Origin of the sequence: Enterobacter cloacae complex sp. 2022EL-00788 (assembly GCF_026627565.1) — a bacterium.
Classification (GTDB): domain Bacteria; phylum Pseudomonadota; class Gammaproteobacteria; order Enterobacterales; family Enterobacteriaceae; genus Enterobacter; species Enterobacter pasteurii.
Map to the genome: position 1 here is coordinate 286,399 of NZ_JAPNMC010000001.1, position 17,518 is coordinate 303,916.

General features: G+C 60.2%; 17 protein-coding genes. 6 read left to right on the forward strand and 11 right to left on the reverse strand.

The features are described 5' to 3' along the window. Window positions 1-22: 22 nt before the first annotated feature. Genes pcaF through paaA form a run of 10 tightly spaced genes read right to left on the reverse strand, consistent with a single transcriptional unit; the run spans window position 23 to window position 8,192 of the window. Window positions 23-1,228 (reverse strand): 3-oxoadipyl-CoA thiolase, encoded by a 1,206-nt coding sequence (gene pcaF, locus OWK27_RS01310; RefSeq protein WP_267589631.1) that lies wholly within the window; start codon window positions 1,226-1,228, stop codon window positions 23-25. Beyond that, window positions 1,228-1,650, reverse strand: a complete 423-nt coding sequence (gene paaI, locus OWK27_RS01315; protein WP_148419441.1) for a hydroxyphenylacetyl-CoA thioesterase PaaI — start codon at window positions 1,648-1,650, stop codon at window positions 1,228-1,230. The genes pcaF and paaI overlap by 1 nt, the downstream gene beginning before the upstream one ends. Continuing rightward, entirely contained in the window at window positions 1,640-3,067 is a 1,428-nt protein-coding gene (gene paaH, locus OWK27_RS01320; protein ID WP_267589632.1) for a 3-hydroxyacyl-CoA dehydrogenase PaaH, read from the reverse strand. The genes paaI and paaH overlap by 11 nt, the downstream gene beginning before the upstream one ends. A gap of 1 nt (window position 3,068) precedes the next feature. Next, a complete protein-coding gene (gene paaG / locus OWK27_RS01325; protein WP_267589633.1) occupies window positions 3,069-3,854 on the reverse strand; it encodes a 2-(1,2-epoxy-1,2-dihydrophenyl)acetyl-CoA isomerase PaaG in 786 nt (261 codons plus the stop codon). Between the two features lie 2 nt (window positions 3,855-3,856). After that, window positions 3,857-4,624: a 2,3-dehydroadipyl-CoA hydratase PaaF gene (gene paaF / locus OWK27_RS01330; protein ID WP_267589634.1), complete on the reverse strand. Its 768-nt coding sequence runs from the start codon at window positions 4,622-4,624 to the stop codon at window positions 3,857-3,859. Continuing rightward, the gene (gene paaE, locus OWK27_RS01335) at window positions 4,621-5,691 is read right to left on the reverse strand and encodes a 1,2-phenylacetyl-CoA epoxidase subunit PaaE (protein ID WP_267589635.1); all 1,071 of its coding nucleotides are present in this window, start codon (window positions 5,689-5,691) and stop codon (window positions 4,621-4,623) included. The genes paaF and paaE overlap by 4 nt, the downstream gene beginning before the upstream one ends. A gap of 7 nt (window positions 5,692-5,698) precedes the next feature. After that, window positions 5,699-6,196, reverse strand: coding sequence for a 1,2-phenylacetyl-CoA epoxidase subunit PaaD (paaD, locus tag OWK27_RS01340; RefSeq protein ID WP_193356500.1), 498 nt, complete (start codon window positions 6,194-6,196; stop codon window positions 5,699-5,701). Window positions 6,197-6,207: 11 nt separating this feature from the next. After that, on the reverse strand, window positions 6,208-6,954 hold the full coding sequence (paaC, locus tag OWK27_RS01345; RefSeq protein ID WP_193356501.1) for a 1,2-phenylacetyl-CoA epoxidase subunit PaaC: 747 nt from the start codon (window positions 6,952-6,954) through the stop codon (window positions 6,208-6,210). A gap of 8 nt (window positions 6,955-6,962) precedes the next feature. Continuing rightward, window positions 6,963-7,250 (reverse strand): 1,2-phenylacetyl-CoA epoxidase subunit PaaB, encoded by a 288-nt coding sequence (paaB, locus tag OWK27_RS01350; protein ID WP_003857353.1) that lies wholly within the window; start codon window positions 7,248-7,250, stop codon window positions 6,963-6,965. Between the two features lie 12 nt (window positions 7,251-7,262). After that, on the reverse strand, window positions 7,263-8,192 hold the full coding sequence (gene paaA, locus OWK27_RS01355) for a 1,2-phenylacetyl-CoA epoxidase subunit PaaA (protein WP_176610415.1): 930 nt from the start codon (window positions 8,190-8,192) through the stop codon (window positions 7,263-7,265). Window positions 8,193-8,477: 285 nt separating this feature from the next. Here paaA and paaZ point away from each other — a divergent pair, with 285 nt between their 5' ends. From paaZ to OWK27_RS01385, 6 genes are all read left to right on the forward strand, one after another. Continuing rightward, window positions 8,478-10,517 (forward strand): phenylacetic acid degradation bifunctional protein PaaZ, encoded by a 2,040-nt coding sequence (gene paaZ, locus OWK27_RS01360; protein ID WP_267589636.1) that lies wholly within the window; start codon window positions 8,478-8,480, stop codon window positions 10,515-10,517. Window positions 10,518-10,737: 220 nt separating this feature from the next. Then, window positions 10,738-11,220: an Hcp family type VI secretion system effector gene (locus tag OWK27_RS01365; RefSeq protein WP_267589637.1), complete on the forward strand. Its 483-nt coding sequence runs from the start codon at window positions 10,738-10,740 to the stop codon at window positions 11,218-11,220. A gap of 113 nt (window positions 11,221-11,333) precedes the next feature. Next, window positions 11,334-11,627 (forward strand): polymorphic toxin type 44 domain-containing protein, encoded by a 294-nt coding sequence (locus OWK27_RS01370; RefSeq protein WP_267589638.1) that lies wholly within the window; start codon window positions 11,334-11,336, stop codon window positions 11,625-11,627. After that, complete coding sequence (locus OWK27_RS01375) at window positions 11,605-12,000, forward strand: hypothetical protein (protein WP_267589639.1); 396 nt, start codon at window positions 11,605-11,607, stop codon at window positions 11,998-12,000. The genes OWK27_RS01370 and OWK27_RS01375 overlap by 23 nt, the downstream gene beginning before the upstream one ends. 159 nt (window positions 12,001-12,159) lie before the next feature. Next, entirely contained in the window at window positions 12,160-14,436 is a 2,277-nt protein-coding gene (tynA, locus tag OWK27_RS01380; RefSeq protein ID WP_267589640.1) for a primary-amine oxidase, read from the forward strand. A 120-nt stretch (window positions 14,437-14,556) separates the two neighbouring features. After that, window positions 14,557-15,663: a GGDEF domain-containing protein gene (locus tag OWK27_RS01385; protein ID WP_267589641.1), complete on the forward strand. Its 1,107-nt coding sequence runs from the start codon at window positions 14,557-14,559 to the stop codon at window positions 15,661-15,663. Between the two features lie 119 nt (window positions 15,664-15,782). On the opposite strand, the gene OWK27_RS01390 is transcribed toward OWK27_RS01385, so the two are convergent. Further along, on the reverse strand, window positions 15,783-17,282 hold the full coding sequence (locus OWK27_RS01390) for an aldehyde dehydrogenase family protein (protein WP_267589642.1): 1,500 nt from the start codon (window positions 17,280-17,282) through the stop codon (window positions 15,783-15,785). Window positions 17,283-17,518 lie beyond the last annotated feature (236 nt).

Below are 17,518 nucleotides of genomic sequence, written 5' to 3' on the forward strand. Positions count from 1 at the left end.
GGGTACTCACATTATTGTTCGCTCAAACACGCTCAAGGATCATGGCAATGCCCTGACCCACACCGATGCACATCGTACACAGCGCGTAGCGCCCGCCGCGTCGGTGCAATTCATTGCCTGCGGCCAGCGCCAGTCTGGCACCGCTCATGCCCAGCGGGTGGCCCAGCGCGATCGCCCCGCCATTCGGGTTGACGTGCTCCGCGTCATCCGGCAGGCCCAGCTGGCGCAGCACGCCCAGCGCCTGTGCGGCAAAGGCTTCGTTAAGCTCAATAACGTCCATATCGGCGATACTGAGCCCGGCGCGCTCCAGCACCCTGCGGGTGGCGGGAACCGGGCCCAGCCCCATCAGACGCGGCTCTACCCCCGCGGTTGCCATTGCCACAACGCGGGTGCGCGGGGTTAATCCCTGGGCCAGCGCCATCTGCTCGCTGGCGACAATCAGCGCCGCCGCGCCGTCGTTCACGCCGGACGCGTTCCCCGCCGTAATCACGCCGTTCTTACGAAACGGGGTTTTCAGCGCGGCCAGCTGTTCAAGCGTGGTCTCCGCGCGCGGATGCTCATCCTCCGCCACCTCCGTCACCGCCCCTTTTTTGCCGGGCACCTGAACCGGCACAATCTCCTGCGCCAGAACGCCGTTCTGCTGCGCACGCGCGGTGCGCTGCTGGCTGCGCAGGGCAAACGCGTCCTGATCGGCACGGCTAATATTTAACAATTCAGCTACATTCTCTGCCGTTTCCGGCATGCTGTCAGTTCCGTATTGCTGATGCATGAGCGGATTCACAAATCGCCAGCCGATCGTGGTGTCGAAGATTTCAGCCTGACGCTGGAACGCCGCCGTGGCCTTGCCCATCACGAAAGGCGCGCGGGACATGGACTCCACGCCGCCGGCGATCAGCAAATCGCCCTCTCCGGCCTTGACGGCGCGCGCCGCAAAGCCAAGCGCGTCCAGGCCTGAACCGCACAGACGGTTAATGGTGGTGGCAGAAACCGCGTGCGGGAGCCCGGCGAGCAGCGCCGACATGCGCGCCACGTTGCGGTTATCTTCCCCGGCCTGATTCGCGCAGCCGAAGATCAGGTCATCTATCCGCTCGAGGTCAAGCTGCGGGTACCGCGCCAGCAGCCCGCGCAGCGGCACGGCGCCTAAATCATCAGCGCGCACGCCGGACAGGCTGCCGCCGTATCGACCGATCGGGGTACGAACACCATCACAAATAAATGCGTCACGCATCAGGCTTCTCCTGTCACACTGCCGCCGGTGCGGTGGGATTTCCCGCGAAAGAGAGCGACGGTTTTCTGTTGTTGGTTTTGAATTTCAATGTCGTATACGCCGGTCAGCCTGCCCTGATGCTTTACCCGCGCGGTAGCCGTGAGCTTATCCCCGGCGAAGCCCGGACGCAGAAAGTCGATGGAGCAGCCAGAGGCCACCGCCGCCAGCCCCTGGCTGTTGCAGGCGTAGGCAAAGGCGGTATCGGCCAGCGAGAACAGCTGGCCGCCGTGGCAGGTCTGATGGCCGTTGAGCATCTGCGGCGTGATGGTCATCGTGACCACCGCATAGCCTTCGTCCATTTCGATAATGTCGATGCCAAGCGCCCGGGCGCAGGCGTCCCGTTCATACATGGCACGAGCGTTGTGCCAGGCGTTATGACTCATGGCTACTCTCCAGAAGCGCGCGCTGGCGCAGCAGTGAACAGGGGCGATAGCGTTCTTCACCGTAGTGACGTTGCAGGTTCTCCAGCAGCGCTAACAGACGCTGCCAGCCAAGACGCTCGCCCCAGGCAATCGGGCCGCAGGGGTAGTTCACCCCTAAGCGCATGGCGGTATCGATGTCTTTTTCGCTGGCAACCCCTTTTTGCAGCGCGTCCAGCGCTTCGTTGGCAATCATCGCCACCGTGCGCCAGACCAGCAGGCCGGGGTAATCGGCAATCTGCACCACCCGCTTCCCCTGGTGCTGCAACCAGTGAATGGCCTTCTGCGTGGCGGAGTGCGGGTTGCCAGACGCTGCGGCTATCACCGCCACGTCGCGCTCGATGCGGTCAACCACCACGACCGGCCGACCGTGGCGCAGCGCCAGGGACTGGGCGGTTTCACCCTGCGTTTCAATCAGCAGCAGCTCGTCGATTTCCGTGACACCGTCACTTCTTCGCTGGGCGCGCATCGGGCTGAAGCTGTCGCTAACCGGCGCGAGCCAGCTGACGGCTGGCTTTTCTTCCTGCCAGCGGTAGACACCCTGCCCGCTTTTTTTGCCCAGACGCCCCGCCAGCACCAACTCCTGCTGTACCAGCGACGGCAGAAACCGGCGCTCCTGCCAGAAGGCGTTAAACACGGAGCAGGTCACCGCAAAGTTGACGTCCTGACCAATCATGTCCGTCAGCTCCAGCGGCCCCATCGGGAAGCCACCGCCGTCCCGCAGGGCGGCGTCAATTACCTCCGGCGCCGCCACCTGCTCTTCCAGCGCGCGCCACGCTTCGGAATAGAAAGGACGCGCCACGCGGTTGACGATAAAACCCGGCGTGGACTGGCAGCGTACCGGCTGTTTTCCCCAGTTCAGCGCCAGCTCGCAGAGGGTATCTGCCACTTCCGCCGAGGTTGCCAGCCCGCTGACCACCTCCACCAGCTTCATCACCGGCGCGGGGTTAAAGAAGTGCAGCCCGGCGACGCGCTCGGGATGACTAACCTCCGCCGCAATGGCGGTAACGGAGATGGATGAGGTGTTGCTGACGAGCAGCGCCTGCGGCGGGCAGACCTCTGCCAGCTGGCTAAACAGCGCTTTTTTCACCTCCAGACGCTCAGAGGCCGCCTCGATCACCAGATCGGCCTGCGCCAGGGCATTGATGTTCGTCACCGGGGTCAGGCGGGCCAGGATTTGCTCCCCGGCTTCGGCAGAGAGTTTTCCGCGCGAAACGCGAGAGGACAGGCGCTGGCGAATGCCGTCAATGGCGCGGGAGATGGCCGAAGCGTCAATGTCGTACACCAGCACCGGATGACCGTGGCTGGCCGCCACCTCGGCAATCCCGGCACCCATGGTGCCGCTGCCGATCACGGCGACCGTGTGAATGTTCGTCGCCATCTTATTTCCCCGTAAAGCGCGGAGCGCGTTTCGCCAGGAAAGCGCTGACGCCCTCCCGGTAGTCGTCGCTGCGTCCGGCAAGCCGTTGGTAATCCCGCTCAAGATCGAGCTGAGCGTCCAGCGTGTTGGTTTCCGCGGCGTTAATCGCCTGCTTGATCAGCCCCAGCCCGAACGTGGGCTGCGAGGCGAAATGCAGCGCCATCTGCTGCGCGGTAGCGGAGAGCTGCTCGTCGTCCACCACCTGCCAGATCATTCCCCAGTCCTGCGCCTGCTCGGCGCTGAGTTTATCCCCCAACAGCGCCAGCCCCATGGCGCGGGCGCGTCCGGCAACGCGCGGCAGGAACCAGGTGCCGCCGCAGTCCGGCACCAGCCCGAGCCTGCTGAAGGCCATCACGAAGGTGGCCGAGCGGGCGGCGATCGCCATGTCGCAGCCGAGCGCCAGCGTCGCACCGGCCCCTGCCGCCACGCCGTTCACCGCACATATCACCGGCTTCGGCAGCTTTGCCAGGCGGCGCACCAGCGGGTTGTAAAAGGTTTCAACGGACATGCCCAGATCGGGCGCGGGGCCGTTCGGGTCAACGTTACGGTCGTGAAGATCCTGCCCGGCGCAAAAGCCGCGCCCGGCGCCGGTAATCAGCAGGCAGCGGATGGCGTCATCGCGCTCAGCCTGCTTCAGGCATTCGGAAAGCTGCTGGTGCATTTCGTCGTTAAAGCTGTTCAGGCGCTCGGGGCGATTCAGCGTAATGGTCATTACGCCCTGCTCAACATGGCTCAGAATAAATTCCACAGTTAGCGTCCTTTAAAGTCTGGGGTGCGTTTTTGTAAGAAGGCAGCGATACCTTCACGGCGATCGTCGGTGGCCGCGAGCAGCGTGAACAGCTGACGCTCCTGCGCGAGCCCGGCCTGGAGCGGCACCTCCTGCGACTGGCGCAGCGCCTGCTTCGCCGCCTGCAGCGCCAGCGGCGAGTGGCGCGCCATCAGCGCCGCCTGCTTCAGGGCGTACTCCAGCGTCAGCGAGGCCGGGAAGACGTCGCTGACCAGCCCGGCGCTATGCGCCTGAACAGCTGTGATGCTTTCGCCCGTCAGCACCATTTTGCTGGCCAGCGATTTACCCACGCAGCGGATCAGCCGCTGGGTGCCGCCCGCGCCCGGCATGATGCCCAGGGAAATCTCCGGCAGGCCAAAGCGGGCGTTATCGCCGGCAATCACCACGTCGCACAGCAGCGCCAGCTCGCAGCCGGCGCCCAGCGCGAAGCCGTTGACGGCGGCGATCAGCGGCTTGTTGAAGGCGTTAATCCGCGCCCACAGCTGGGGACGGATATCGTTCAGGGTGGCGGGCAGGTCTTTTTCAGCCATTTCGTTGAGGTCGGCCCCGGCCGCGAAGCAGCGTTCGCTGCCGTAAATCACGCAGGCAGAAATTTCCGCGTCCGCGGCGGCGGCCTCGAGCTGCCCCGCGAGCAGCGCCAGCAGCGCATTGTTGAGCGCGTTGCGCGCCGCCGGACGGTTGAGCGTCAGCTGCATCACGCGGCCATGGCGGGTGACAATCAGTTCGTTCATGCCATCCCCTTCGCGTCAAAATCGACAATAACGTCGGCGGTCAGCGGCAGCGCCTGACAGCTCAGGACGTAGCCTGCCGCCAGCTCGTCCGGCTCCAGGCTGTAGTTGGTAGCCATATCGACTTTCCCGCGCAGCACTTTGCATTTGCAGGTGGCGCACACGCCGCCCTTGCAGGCGTAAGGCAAATCCGCCCCCTGACGCAGGGCCGCGTCCAGGATGCTCTCGTCGTCCGCCGTCAGGGTGATTTCCCGGTCGCGCCCGTCCTGACGGACGGTCACCTTCTGCCCCTCGGCCTGCACGCCGTGCGTTCGCTTCGCGGCGATGCCCGGCGTGTTAAAGCGCTCCAGGTGAATCGCTTTTTCCGGCATGCCCAGCGCTTTCAGCGCCGCCTCGGCGTCGTCCATCATCGCCGACGGGCCGCAGATGAAGGCTTCGTCGTACTGGCGGAAGTTGATCAGGGTTTTTGCCAGCGCCTGGAGCTTTTCGCCGTCAATGCGGCCATGCAGCAGATCGCTGTCGAGGGTCTCCTGGCTGAAGATGGACACCAGCTGCAAACGCTGCGGGTACTTATCCTTCAGGTCCGCCAGCGCCCGGCGGAACATCATGCTCTGGCTGCTGCGGTTGCCGTAAATCAGGGTGAAATGGCTGTGCGGTTCCGTGGCAAGGGTCGCGGAGAGAATGGCCAGCATCGGGGTGATCCCGGATCCGGCGGCAATCGCCAGATAGTGGCCTTCCCGTTCGGCCTGCGGCTGGTAGCCGAAATGCCCCTGGGGAACCATCACCTCCAGCGCCATGCCCTGTTTGATCTCATCCCGGGCATAGCGGGAAAAGCGCCCGCCCTCGATGGCCTTCACCGCCACGCTAATTTCTCCCGGCGCGGTGCTGCGGCAGATGGAGTAGCAGCGGCGCAGTTCTTCATCCCCGAGCCGGGCTTTCAGGGTCAGATGCTGGCCGGGGCGGAAGCGGTACGCCTCCTGCAGCGCCTGCGGCACCGCGAAGGTAATGGTTACCGCGTCGCGGGTTTCGGGTTCTACTTTTGCCACTGTTAATGAATGAAACGTTGTCATGGCGGCCTCAAATACATTTGAAATAGTCGAACGGCTCACGGCAGGTATTGCAGCGGTAGAGCGCCTTGCAGGCCGTGGATCCAAATTCACTGATAAGCGAGGTATCGGTGCTCGCGCAGCGCGGGCAGCTCACCTCAGCCGGCGCGTGTGCGTGACAGCTGTGGCCAACGGGCGGGCTGATGCCGTATGCCCGCAGGCGCTCGCGCGCGTCGGCGGTCATCCAGTCGGTGGTCCAGGCCGGTTCAAGCTGGAGCACGATATGCACCGGGGTAAAGCCGCTTGCGGTCATCGCCTCGCGGATCGCCCCCAGCAGGTGCTCCGTTGCCGGGCAGCCCGAATAGGTTGGCGTAAAGCCGATGACCCAGCCCTCACCCTGCGCCTTGACGCTGCGCACCATGCCTAAATCGGTGATGGTAAGAACCGGCACTTCCGGGTCTGGGATCTGGCTTAACAGCGCCCAGATCTGCGGGATTTGCGCCGGGGTGACGTCGACGAGGCGTTGCATAGCGTGCTCCTTTACCACTGCTGCCCGGGGTAGGCGCGCTGGAGATACTGCATCTCTGCCAGCATCGGCCCCAGATGTTCGGTATGAAGGCCCTTCTTGCCTCCCGTGCGATACGCCACTTCCTCTGGCACGCTGAGCTGAGCTTCCGCCAGACCGGCAAACACCTCGCTTTCCCACGGTTCACGCAGGGTGCGAGGGTCAACCGCCACGCCGGAATCAATCAGCGCCAGCTCAACGTCGTCGGCGTCGAACAGCTCGGCCGTAAAGCGCCACAGGCCGTTCACCGCCTGCTGCATTTTTTGCGCGGAGGTTTCCGTGCCGTCGCCCAGGCGCACCAGCCAGCCGCGGCTGAAGCGCAGGTGATAGCGCGCCTCCTTAATGGCTTTAGCCGCGATGGCGGCAAGCTGGCCGTCGCTGCTGCGGATCAGCCGCTCGTACAGCGCCACGTTCCAGGCGTCCATCAGGTACTGGCGGGCGATGGTGTCGGCAAAGCTGCCGTTTGGCTGTTCCACCAGCAGCACATTGCGGAACTGACGCTCATCGCGCCCAAACGCCAGCGCGTCTTCATCGCCCTGGCCTTCCAGCCCGGCGGCGTACGTCAGGAAGTTGCGCGCCTGGCCGAGCAGATCGAGGCCAATATTGGCGAGCGCCAGGTCAATTTCCAGCTCCGGCGCGTGGCCGCACCAGGCGCCGAGACGCTGAGAAAGCACCAGACCGTTGTCGCCCAGGCGCAGGGCATATGCGGATACGTTGTTCATCCCTAACCTCACATGTGCTCAATGCCATCGGGGATCGTGTAAAACGTCGGATGGCGGTAGACCTTGCTTTCCGCCGGGTCGAAGAACTCGCCGCTCTCTTCCGGCTGGGAGGCGACAATTTCACTCGCCTTCACCACCCAGATGGAGCAGCCTTCGCTGCGGCGGGTATAGGCGTCGCGCGCGTTTTCCAGCGCCATGCGGTCGTCGGCAGCGTGGAGGCTGCCTACATGACGGTGCGACAGCCCCTGCTTAGAACGGACAAAAACTTCGTATAACGGCCAGTAAACATTGCTCATGTTGGTTTCCTCTTATGCGGCCCGGCGAGCGCGCTGTTTTTCGGCGTGCGCCAGCGCGGCTTCGCGCACCCACGCGCCGTCGTCCCAGGCTTTACGTTTTGCGGCCAGACGTTCGTGGTTACAGATTCCGCGCCCGCTAATTACCTCGTCAAATTCCTGCCAGTCGATCTCGCCGAAGCGGTAGTGGCCGCTCTCCTCATCGAAGCGCAGGTCGGGATCCGGCACGGTCATCCCCAGCATCTCCACCTGAGGCACGGTGTTATCCACGAAACGCTGACGCAGCTCGTCGTTGCCAAAGCGCTTGATCTTCCAGGCCAGGCTGCGGGCGCTGTTGGGAGAGTTGTCGTCGTTTGGCCCAAACATCATCAGCGCCGGCCACCAGAAGCGGTTGATGGCGTCCTGAAGCATCTGACGCTGTTCTTCACTGCCCTGCGCCAGCGCCATGCAGGCTTCAAAGCCCTGACGCTGGTGAAAGCTCTCTTCTTTACAGATTTTCACCATCGCCCTGGCGTACGGGCCGTAGGACGTGCGGCACAGCGCCACCTGATTAACGATGGCAGCCCCGTCCACCAGCCAGCCGATGACGCCGATATCCGCCCAGCTCAGGGTCGGATAGTTGAAGATGGAGGAGTACTTCATCCTGCCGTCGAGCATCTTCTGGTAGATGTCTTCCCGCGCGCAGCCCAGCGTTTCCGCCGCGCTGTAGAGGTACAGGCCGTGTCCGGCTTCGTCCTGCACCTTCGCCAGCAGAATGGCTTTACGGCGCAGCGTCGGCGCGCGGGCGATCCAGTTGCCTTCCGGCAGCATGCCGACAATTTCGGAGTGGGCGTGCTGACCAATCTGGCGGATTAGCGTCTTGCGGTAGGCTTCCGGCATCCAGTCCTGCGGCTCGATGGCCGTCTCCTGCGCGATGCGTTGCTCAAAGCGTTGTTCTTGCGTCACATAACCACCTTTATGATTCGTTAAATCACCATATGTAGCAAAATGGTGAATCATTTGGTTTCTTAAAAGTTACACAAAGGTTAAATATAACCCCAAGAAGCGTTTGCCTGTTTTGTGACGACGCTCGCAAGGCTTTTCGCTTAAGGCTTGCCACGCGCGGGTTTAGCATCAGGATTCCGGGTTACGCAGATCACATCGTTAACAATTCATTAAAACTCAGCTTGATTTTTATGATTCACGATCAAACTATTTATAGGTAAATCACGAAACACCTGGAGAGAAGAAATGCAGCAGTTAGCCAGCTTCTTGTCCGGCACCTGGCAGTCAGGCCGGGGCCGCGCGCGCACCATTACCCACGCCATCAGCGGCGAGACGCTATACGAAGTGACCAGCGAAGGGCTGGACATGGCGGCCGCTCGCCGTTACGCCATTGAAAGCGGGGGTGAAGCGCTTCGCGCAATGAGCTTTATCGAGCGTGCCGCCATGCTGAAGGCGGTGGCTAAACACCTGCTGGGCCAGAAGGATCGGTTTTATGCGCTGTCAGCCCAGACCGGCGCGACGAAGGCCGACAGCTGGGTGGATATTGAGGGCGGCATCGGCACCCTCTTCACCTACGCGAGCCTCGGCAGCCGTGAGCTGCCGGACGATACCCTGTGGCCGGAAGATGAGCTCATCCCGCTGTCGAAGGAAGGCGGTTTTGCGGCCCGCCACGTCTTAACCTCAAAATCCGGCGTGGCGGTGCATATCAACGCCTTTAACTTCCCGTGCTGGGGGATGCTGGAAAAGCTCGCGCCTACCTGGCTTGCCGGGATGCCCGCCATCATCAAGCCGGCCACCGCCACCGCGCAGGTTACTCAGGCGATGGTGAAATCGATTGTCGAAAGCGGGCTGGTGCCGGACGGCGCCATCAGCCTGATCTGCGGCGGCGCGGGCGATCTGCTGGGCCAGCTCGACAGCCAGGACGTGGTGACGTTTACCGGCTCGGCCAGCACCGGCCAGAGCCTTCGCGTGCACCCGAATATCGTCGCGAACGCCATTCCGTTCACCATGGAAGCCGATTCCCTGAACTGCTGCGTGCTCGGTGAGGACGTGACCCAGGAGCAGCCGGAGTTTGCGCTGTTCATTCGGGAGGTGGTGCGCGAGATGACCGCCAAGGCCGGGCAAAAATGCACCGCCATCCGCCGCATCATCGTGCCGGAAGCGCAGGTTGAGGCGGTCAGCCAGGCGCTGATTGCGCGGCTGGAGAAGGTGGTTGTCGGCGATCCGTCGCAGGAAGGGGTGAAAATGGGCGCGCTGGTAAACGCCGAGCAGCGCGCCGACGTGCAGGAAAAAGTCGATAGCCTGCTTGCCGCCGGCTGTCAGGTCCGCCTGGGCGGCAAAGCCGATTTGCAGGCGGCTGGCGCCTTCTTCCCGCCCACCCTGCTGTTCTGCCCGCAGCCTGACGAAACCCCGGCCGTGCATTCCACCGAAGCCTTTGGCCCGGTCGCAACCCTGATGCCGTACCGCGATACCGAACACGCCATGCGGCTGGCGCGGGCGGGCGGCGGCAGCCTGGCGGGAACGCTGGTCACGGCAGATTCAAACGTGGCGCGGCAGTTTATTGCCGGAGCAGCACGCGCCCACGGGCGTATTCAGATCCTTAACGAGGAATCATCCAAAGAGTCAACCGGACACGGTTCCCCGCTGCCGCAGCTGGTGCACGGCGGTCCGGGACGTGCGGGCGGCGGCGAGGAGCTGGGCGGCCTGCGCGCGGTGAAGCACTACCTCCAGCGCACGGCCATTCAGGGCAGTCCGTCCATGCTGGCCGCCATTGGCAAGCAGTGGGTGCGTGGCGCAGAGGTACAGGAAGATCGGATCCATCCCTTCCGTAAATACTTCGAGGAGCTGCAGCCGGGTGACAGCCTGCTTACGCCGCGCCGTACCCTGACGGAAGCCGATATCGTCAATTTTGCCTGCCTGAGCGGCGACCACTTCTACGCCCATATGGACAAAATTGGCGCGGCGGAGTCGATTTTTGGCGAGCGCGTGGTGCACGGTTATTTCCTGATTTCTGCCGCAGCGGGGCTGTTTGTTGACGCCGGCGTCGGCCCGGTTATTGCCAACTACGGGATGGAAAACCTGCGCTTTATCGAGCCGGTCAAGCCGGGTGACACCATTCAGGTACGCCTGACCTGCAAACGTAAAACGCTGAAGAAGCAGCGCGCTGCCGATGAAAAGCCCACCGGCGTGGTGGAATGGGCGGTTGAGATTTTCAACCAGCATCAGCAGGCCGTGGCGCTCTACTCCATCCTGACGCTGGTGGCGCGCCAGCAGGGTGATTTTTGATCAAAGCAATAGGGTTAGCTGCTTCGATCGTTTGAGCGCATTAAATAAATCTGAAGAGAAAACATGGACTGGATGGCTTTGATTCATCAAACCATCCAGTCAGCCTGGTCTGAGTAAGTTACAACCGGAAACATTAAGCAAATTGACCATGTAATTAGCATGGTTATTATTTAGCGCCGGGAATATTCCCGCGTTAAATTACATGGAAGATTAATAGACTATGGCAATTCCTGTTTACCTTTTCTTAACTGACGATGGTGGCGCAAAAATTACAGGCTCGGTGGACGTTTGTGACCGTGAGGGAAGCATTGAAGTCACTGGCTTTACGCACAATCTTCGCCTCCCAACCGATCCATTGACCGGGAAAATCACCAGCAAACGCAACCATGCTCCAGTCGTTTTTCAAAAAGAAATCGATTCTTCCTCCCCTTATCTGATGAAAGCCTTTTCGACTGGACAAACCCTTAAAACAGCCGAGTTCAGGTGGTATCGCATTAATGATGCCGGGCAGGAAGTTGAATATTATAATATGCGTCTCGATAATATTCGCGTCGTTTCCGTTACGCCACTGATGCATGACGTTAAAGATCCGACTAAAGAAAAACACAATCATCTTGAAGTCGTGGAACTACGCTACGATAAAATAACCTGGACATATTGTGATGGTAATCTACAGTTTGCAGACTGCTGGGCTGAGCGCTAAATATGCGAATCCCATCCTATTCAACTCCCTATAATATTGCATCCTTTGCGCCACCGGGCGTGGATGTAGTTAGCCACATGCTAATAGCGCGATTTCATGGTGGCCCCTCATTAATGACCTACATATGGTTTTATCAAATGGTCAGAAACCATGGCCCATGGGATTATAAACAGGGCCGTGCAGAATATGCCAATTTTGGCAATTTTCATTACGGTGCCGTTGGCGCGGCGGCGGGCATTCCTGAAGGAATTCTGCTCCGGGGGGCAGGTACCGCACAGATCCTTGCCGGGACCAGTAATCCCGTCGAGTTTGCAAAATTCCAGAGCGATAATAATTACGGTGATGACCCAGTCGATCAGTTATGGATAAGGGCAGGAATAGATTATGCGCGACGTGCGGGCTTTTAACTGGCGGGCTGGAGTCATTATCGTTTTTTTCCTTATATTCATTGCATTCGCTTTCCGCGATCTGTTTACCGTGTATGAAAATGTTCAGGAAAAAATCACTGTTAACGACCGTTTAACTCTTTATATTACTCAGGTTGAGGCAGGCTCACTGTCCAGGAACAGGTATCATATTTATCTCTTCGATGCGAAAAAAAGCACGGAAGAGTTCATGTCTAACGTTAAGGATATTAACCCCGTCATGGTTACCGATGATGATAAAGCTTCGGTGACAATTAAAGATGGAGATATTTATATTCGCGTTCGCGGCAAGGTCTATTCGTTCACGACGGTAGGTTTAGATGTCCGCATTCATCTCGACAGTTCACCTTACTGACGCGCACTTTCTCTTTCACGGGGTGTGATGCACCCCTGCCCTTTTTTTAACCTGGCAAGACTGACAAACAACCTGGCAGATGCAGGCAAACGTTTTTCGTGGGCGCCTGTCAGGATAAGGCTGACACAACACAATAAACACAACAAGATGAGGTCTACGATGGGAAGCACTCCTTCTTTTTCTGCCCGCAGAACGGCGCTGGCCATGGCCGTTACGCTCTGCTGCGCCTGGCAGTCCCCTGTTTTCGCTCACGGCAGCGAGGCGCATATGGTCCCGATGGATAACGCGCTTCAGGAGTTTGGGGCTGACGTGCAGTGGGATGATTACGCCCAAATGTTCACCATCGCGAAGGACGGTGCTTTTGTGAAGGTCAAGCCGGGGGCGAACACCGCTATCGTCAACGGTAAACCCCTGACGCTCCAGGTGCCGGTAGTGATGAAGGACAAAAAAGCGTTTATCTCTGAGACCTTTATCAACGACGTTTTTCAGTCCGGCCTTGACCAGACTTTCCAGGTGGAGAAGCGCCCTCACCCGCTAAACGCGCTGACGGCAGATGAAATTAAGCAGGCCGTCGGGATTGTAAAAGCCTCGGCGGACTTTAAGCCCAACACCCGCTTTACCCAGATCGCGCTGGCGGAGCCGGAAAAAGCCAAAGTGTGGGACTTCGTGCTCAACGGCACCGCCGTGGATACGCCCCGGCAGGCAAATATCACCATGCTCGTTGGCAAACAGATTGTCGAAAGTCGCGTGGATCTGAAGGACAAAAAAATCCTGCGCTGGGCGCCGGTAAAAGACGCGCACGGCATGGTGCTGCTGGATGATTTCAACACCGTTCAGCAGATCATCAACGAGAGCCCGGAGTATGCCGCGGTGCTGAAAAAGCGCGGCATTACCGATCCGACAAAAGTCATCACCACGCCGCTTACCGTCGGCTTTTTTGACGGCAAAGACGGCCTGAAGCAGGAAGACCGCCTGCTGAAAGTGATCGCCTATCTGGACGTGGGCGACGGTAACTACTGGGCGCACCCTATTGAAAACCTGGTCGCGGTGGTGGATCTCGACCAGAAGAAAATTCAGAAGATTGAGGAAGGCCCGGTGGTGCCGGTGCCGCTTACCCCGCGCCCCTATGATGGCCGCGACCGCGTTGAAACGGTGAAGAAACCGCTGGAGATTATCGAGCCGGAAGGCAAAAACTACACCATTACCGGCGATACGGTGCACTGGCAGAACTGGGATTTCCACCTGAGCCTGGATTCACGCGTCGGCCCGATTATCTCCACCGTCACCTATAACGACAACGGCAAAAAGCGTCAGGTGATGTATCAGGGCTCGCTCGGCGGCATGATCGTGCCTTACGGCGACCCGGATATCGGCTGGTACTTCAAAGCCTATCTGGATTCCGGCGATTACGGCATGGGCACCCTGACCTCTCCGCTGGTGCGCGGCAAGGACGTGCCGTCTAACGCCGTTATGCTTGATGAAACCATTCCGGACTACACCGGGGCGCCGCTGGAGATCCCGCGCGCTATAGCGATTTTCGAGCGCTACGCCGGGCCGGAATATAAGCATCAGGAGCTGGGTAAGCCCAACGTCAGCACCGAGCGCCGCGAGCTGGTGGTCCGCTGGGTCAGCACCGTTGGCAACTACGATTACATCTTCGACTGGGTGTTCCACGAAAACGGTACCATCGGCATTGATGCGGGCGCAACGGGGATTGAAGCGGTGAAGGGCGTGCAGACGAAAACGATGCATGACGCCACCGCGAAGGATGACACCCGCTACGGCACGCTGATCGACCATAACATCGTGGGCACCACGCACCAGCACATCTATAACTTCCGTCTGGACATGGACGTGGACGGGATCGGCAACAGGCTGGTGGCGATGGATCCGGAAGTGAAGCCGAACACCGCAGGCGGCCCGCGCACCAGCACCATGCTGGTTAATCAGTACAGCATTGATACCGAACAGCAGGCGGCGCAGAAGTTTGACCCGGGCACCATTCGCCTGCTGAGCAACACCAGTAAGGAGAACCGCATGGGGAACCCGGTCTCGTATCAGATAATCCCTTACGCGGGCGGTACGCACCCGGTGGCGACCGGCGCGAAATCCGCCCCGGACGAGTGGATTTACCACCGCCTGAGCTTTATGGATAAACAGCTGTGGGTAACGCGTTACCATCCTGACGAAATGTATCCGGAAGGGAAATTCCCGAACCGCTCCACGCGCGATACGGGCCTCGGCCAGTACGGCAAAGATAACGAGTCGCTCAACGACCAGGATAACGTCATCTGGATGACCACCGGCACTACCCACGTTGCCCGCGCCGAAGAGTGGCCGATTATGCCGACGGAGTGGGTACACACGCTGCTCAAGCCGTGGAACTTCTTTGACGAGACGCCAACGCTCGGCAAGAAAAAAACCGAGCAGAAATAAGCACACGCCGGGCATTTGCCCGGTTTTTTTATCCATACATTTGAGGAATAATCGAGCCTGCTTATAGTTAGTAATACCTGGCTTTCGCGAGCTATCCACCGGACGGGAACAAAAATTGTAATGGAAAAAAGACACAACGCTACACCTGAGCCAGCGACCTGGCCAACCCGTAATTCGATGGTCGTCCACGGGCTGGCCGTAAACCTGCCGTGGCTTGCTTTCGTGAATGCGAGCTTTGCGCTGATGGTTCTGCTGCGCAACTCCCTGTTCGGCCATATTGATGCCCTTCTGCACATCAGCCAGCACCTGCGGCTGATGATTGACGCCTCCATGCTGGGCGTGGTGATCCTCTCCGTTGCGCTGGTGATGATGGCCTGGCGACGCATCCGCGGGGTCAGCGCCGTGCTGTTTATATGCAGCGTGCTCTGGTCGCTTTGCTGTTACTGGTTTATCAACGTTATCCAGCTTCCTCACCCCTGGCCGATATTTGTCACCCTGCTGATGGCCGGCATGACCGCACTCTATTTTCACCCGGTGGGGCTGTTATGCTTCATCGTGCCGCTGTGGCTCACCATGCCCGTTGCCAGCATGCTGCTGAATAAGGAAATGACGCTTCGATTTGCCGGGCTGTGGGTGATCTTCACGTTCATCCTCGTTTGCGGACGCTATATCCTGCTCCGCTGGTTTGATGAAGCCTGGCGTCGCAACCAGCAGAACCAGCGGTTAATTTCGCGGCTGGACGCGCTGGCCCATCAGGATCCGCTGACGAAAACGGCCAATCGCCGCGCGATGGAGCTGGTGCTGGAAAACGCGGTGGAGCAAGGCAAGCCCTTTACGGTGCTGATGCTGGACGTGGATTACTTCAAACTTTATAACGATACCTATGGTCACCAGGCGGGAGATGAGTGCCTGGCGCGGGTGGCCGAGGTGCTGAATACGTCGGTGCGCACGCCTGAGGATGTGGTCTCACGCTACGGTGGCGAGGAGTTTGTGGTGATCCTCTTCGACTGCGCAGAAGACGTTGCTGAAAAGGTCGCCGCACGGATCCAGGCTGGCCTGCGCGCGGCGGCGATCCCGCACGCCGCGTCTAAGGTAGGTGACTATGTGACGGCCAGTATGGGTATCGCAGGTCACACCGAAGGTCTGGCCGGGCCCGAAATCATCGCCCGCGCCGACGCGGCGCTGTATCGGGCGAAAGAGGGAGGACGGGATCGGTGGTCGCGGTAAGGCTGGCGCCCGCGTCCCCTCACCCTAACCCTCTCCCCTGAGAGCCGAGGGCATTGCTCAGTGCCCGCATTGATTTATGGGGATCCCTCAGCCCACAGGGAGAGGGCTACCCGGCGTTTTTAATACCGCACGCAAACTGACTTGGTTTCACACCAGCCGTCCAGCCAGTCCGGACCGAAATCGCGCCCGGTGCCGGACTGCTTCATTCCGCCAAACGGCAGGTTGGCGTCGATCAGCGTGTGGCTGTTCACCCATACCGTCCCGGCCTGTAGCCTGTCGGTGTATTCCAGCGCTTTACCAATATTCTGCGTCCAGACGCTGGCGGTGAGCCCGTACTCGGTGTCGTTCGCCAGCTGAAGCGCCTCCTCACCGTCCGCCACGCGCACCAGGTTTACCACCGGGCCGAACACCTCCTCACGCGTCAGGCGCAGGTTATTATCCGGGTTAACCACCATCGTCGGCGAAACGTAATAGCCTTTGTCGTCCGGCCCGCGGTTACCGCTGATCAGTTCCGCGTTGTGTGCCTTCGCTTCATCCAGGAACGCCTGGACCTTATCGCAGTGGGCGCGCGACACCAGCGGATTGATAAACGCCTCGGGCGACATGCCCGGCCCGACGGTCAGGGATTTCACGGCCTGTTCAAACCCGCTGACCAGCGTGTCAAACAGCGGGGCCTCAATATAAATGCGCGAGCTGGCCGCGCAGACCTGCCCCTGATTCAGGAAGCTGCCGGTCATCAGCCCTTCAATCACCCACGCCGGATCGGCATCTTTCAGCACGATGGCCGGGTTTTTGCCTCCCAGCTCCAGCGTCACGCCCGTTAACGTGTCCGCCGCCGCGCGGGCGATCTGCTTGCCCGTCGCCGTCGAACCGGTAAAACTCACCTTGGCAACGCGCGGGTGCGAGGTCAGCGCCGCGCCGCAGACGGCGCCGCTTCCGGTAACCACGTTGAACACGCCATCCGGGATCCCCGCCTCGCTCGCCAGCTCCGCCACCCGTAACAGGGTGAGCGGCGTGGTTTCGGAGGGCTTGATCACGATTGAACAGCCTGCCGCCAGCGCGGGCATCACCTTCCACATGCCAATCATCAGCGGGAAGTTCCACGGCACGATCCCCGCCACGACCCCAACCGGCTCTTTGCGCGTCCACGCCTGATAGCGCGCCCCCTGCGGCAGAGGAATAGAGAGATCGAGAGTTTTGCCGGCAATTTTCGTGGTCAGCCCCGCCGTATAGCGCATCCAGTTCAGGGTGCAGCCCACTTCGAACGCGCGGGAAATAGTAATGGATTTCCCCTGCTCCAGCGTTTCGAGCTGAGCCAGCTCTTCGCCGTGCTGCTCCACCAGATCCGCAAACCGCAGCAGGATGCGTTCCCGCTCGGCCGGCAGACGCCCTGCCCAGCTTCGGGCGACAAAGGCGCGCCAGCCCGACATTACTGCACGATCCACGTCATCAACGCCGGCATCGGCGGTGGAGGCAATCACCTCTCCGGTCGCCGGGTTGTAGACGTTCAGACGCTTTTCGCTATCGGACGCGGCCTGACGCCCTTCAATCCACAGGCCATGCTGGCGATCTAAAAACTGCTGCACGCCCGGTAGAACGGCGATATGTGATTCCGACATAGGGTACTCCTTCGTTATGCTTCGCAGGGTGTGTATGCAGTCTAAGAGGGGTTTCGCATTCCTGCTTTTGTCTGTGTGACATTCGCTTTGCCACCTGTGACAGGCTCCGCAAATTGTGATAATTCCCGCTTATAACGCTGTAACCATTGAGTGTTCTTTCCTATAGTCAGCCTCGTAGCCCTGACTAAATGCAACATAAATGTAACAATGCGAAAACGGTGACGGTACAGCGAGAA